This window comes from Nocardioides sp. NPDC127514, assembly GCF_040302125.1.
Lineage (GTDB): Bacteria > Actinomycetota > Actinomycetes > Propionibacteriales > Nocardioidaceae > Nocardioides.
In genome coordinates this window covers 1,753-4,980 of sequence record NZ_JBEORF010000060.1, presented here as the reverse complement: position 1 = coordinate 4,980, position 3,228 = coordinate 1,753, and the positions used below count along the sequence as shown (strand labels likewise).

1 rRNA gene is annotated in these 3,228 nt (G+C 54.9%); it reads right to left on the bottom strand.

Going from position 1 to position 3,228, the window contains the following annotated elements:
* Window positions 1–25: 25 nt before the first annotated feature.
* Window positions 26–3,118, bottom strand: a 23S ribosomal RNA gene (locus ABTX24_RS29630).
* Between the last annotated feature and the right edge of the window lie 110 nt (window positions 3,119–3,228).

Genomic DNA, 3,228 nt, shown 5'->3' with positions numbered 1-3,228 from the left:
TTGTTGTTTTTGTTGAGGGTTTATGAAAGATAAGCCCTCGGCCTATTAGTACCGGTCGGCTGGGCATCACTGCTGTACACCTCCGGCCTATCAACCCCATAGTCTGTAGGGGGCCTTAACCCATAAAGGGTGGGAAACCTCATCTTGAAACGTGCTTCCCGCTTAGATGCGTTCAGCGGTTATCACTTCCGAACGTAGCCAACCAGCCATGCACCTGGCGGTACAACTGGCACACCAGAGGTTCGTCCATCCCGGTCCTCTCGTACTAGGGACAGCCTTTCTCAAGTTTCCTACGCGCGCGGCGGATAGGGACCGAACTGTCTCACGACGTTCTAAACCCAGCTCGCGTGCCGCTTTAATGGGCGAACAGCCCAACCCTTGGGACCTACTCCAGCCCCAGGATGCGACGAGCCGACATCGAGGTGCCAAACCATCCCGTCGATATGGACTCTTGGGGAAGATCAGCCTGTTATCCCCGGGGTACCTTTTATCCGTTGAGTGACCACGCTTCCACATGCCGTGGCCAGATCACTAGTTCCGACTTTCGTCCCTGCTCGACATGTCTGTCTCACAGTCAAGCTCCCTTGTGCACTTACACTCGCCACCTGATTGCCAACCAGGCTGAGGGAACCTTTGAGCGCCTCCGTTACACTTTAGGAGGCAACCGCCCCAGTTAAACTACCCATCAGGCACTGTCCCTGAACCAGATCATGGTCCGAAGTTAGACATCTAGTACGACCAGAGTGGTATTTCAACGATGACTCCACACACACTGGCGTGTGCGCTTCACAGTCTCCCACCTATCCTACACAAGCCGAACCAAACACCAATACCAAACTATAGTAAAGGTCCCGGGGTCTTTCCGTCCTGCCGCGCGTAACGAGCATCTTTACTCGTAGTGCAATTTCGCCGAGTCCACGGTTGAGACAGCGCCCAAGTCGTTACTCCATTCGTGCAGGTCGGAACTTACCCGACAAGGAATTTCGCTACCTTAGGATGGTTATAGTTACCACCGCCGTTTACTGGGGCTTAAATTCTGAGCTTCGCCGTGAGGCTAACCCGTCCTCTTAACCTTCCAGCACCGGGCAGGAGTCAGTCCGTATACATCGTCTTACAACTTCGCACGGACCTGTGTTTTTAGTAAACAGTCGCTTGGGCCTGGTCTCTGCGGCCCTTCACGCTTCCCCCAGCTAGTGGGTTCACGATCCGGGCCCCCCTTCTCCCGAAGTTACGGGGGCATTTTGCCGAGTTCCTTAACCATGGTTCGCTCGATCGCCTCGGTATTCTCTACCTGATCACCTGAGTCGGTTTGGGGTACGGGCGGCTCATGACTCGCTAGAGGTTTTTCTCGACAGCATAGGATCATCGACTTCCCCAAACGGGTCCGTATCACGTCTCAGGCACACAGTGTGCGGATTTGCCTACACACAGCCCTACACGCTTACCCGTAGACAACCATCGCTACGGTTCGACTACCTTCCTGCGTCACCCCATCACTTGACTACTACACACTTGGGTCCCATGTTCCACACACACGCCTCACCCCGAAGGGATCGGTCACGCATGCTTCAGATGGTTAGCATCATGCGCCTCATCATGGGCGTCACTTCGCCGGTACGGGAATATCAACCCGTTGTCCATCGACTACGCCTGTCGGCCTCGCCTTAGGTCCCGACTTACCCAGGGCAGATTAGCTTGACCCTGGAACCCTTGATCAATCGGCGGATGTGTTTCTCACACATCATTCGCTACTCATGCCTGCATTCTCACTCGCGTACCGTCCACCGCTGGATCACTCCGCTGCTTCACTCGATACACGACGCTCCCCTACCCACCCCGGAAAACCGGAGTGCCATAGCTTCGGCGGATAACTTGAGCCCCGCTACATTGTCGGCGCGGAATCACTTGACCAGTGAGCTATTACGCACTCTTTCAAGGGTGGCTGCTTCCAAGCCAACCTCCTGGTTGTCACTGCGACTCCACATCCTTTTCCACTTAGTTATCGCTTAGGGGCCTTAGCTGATGGTCTGGGCTGTTTCCCTCTCGACAATGGAGCTTATCCCCCACTGTCTCACTGCTGCGCTCTCACTTACCGGCATTCGGAGTTTGGCTAACGTCAGTAACCTGGTCGGGCCCATCGGCTATCCAGTGCTCTACCTCCGGCAAGAAACACGCAACGCTGCACCTAAATGCATTTCGGGGAGAACCAGCTATCACGAAGTTTGATTGGCCTTTCACCCCTAACCACAGGTCATCCCCTCCATTTTCAACTGAAGTGGGTTCGGTCCTCCACGCCGTCTTACCGGCGCTTCAACCTGCCCATGGCTAGATCACTTCGCTTCGGGTCTAGAGCGCGCGACTCAATCGCCCTATTAGGACTCGCTTTCGCTACGGCTTCCCCACACGGGTTAACCTTGCCACACACCGCTAACTCGCAGGCTCATTCTTCAAAAGGCACGCCATCACCCCCACTGCCACAAGTGGCCGGCCGGGCTCTGACGGATTGTAGGCACACGGTTTCAGGTACTATTTCACTCCCCGCCAGGGGTACTTTTCACCTTTCCCTCACGGTACTGGTCCGCTATCGGTCATCAAGAAGTATTTAGGCTTAGCGGGTGGTCCCGCCAGATTCACACGACATTCCACGAGTGCCGTCCTACTTGGGAAGTACATCAACCCAGCCAAACACATACGATTACGGGGCTATCACCCGCTACGGCCCAGCTTCCCAACTGGTTCACCTTCATGCTTGGTTTCTTACTGAGCTCACCGCCGGCAGACGATGAAAGACATATCCCACAACCCCGACTACCCAACAACTGCCGTCTATCACAGGTAACCGGTTTGGCCTCATCCGATTTCGCTCGCCACTACTCTCGGAATCACTATTGTTTTCTCTTCCTACGGGTACTGAGATGTTTCACTTCCCCGCGTTCCCTCCACACGCCCTATAGATTCAGGCGCAGGTAACACGACATGACTCGTGCTGGGTTTCCCCATTCGGACACCCCCGGATCAACGCTCGGTTGCCAACTCCCCAGGGCTTATCGCAGGCTCCAACGTCCTTCTTCGGCTCTTGATGCCAAGGCATCCACCATGTGCCCTTCATAGCTTATCTCTCACAAACACTCAACAAAAACAACAAACCAACAACCACACACACGCATCACGCATGCCTGCAATCATCGAGCTTGTCTGCGCTACGAAGACCAACACACACCAACACCC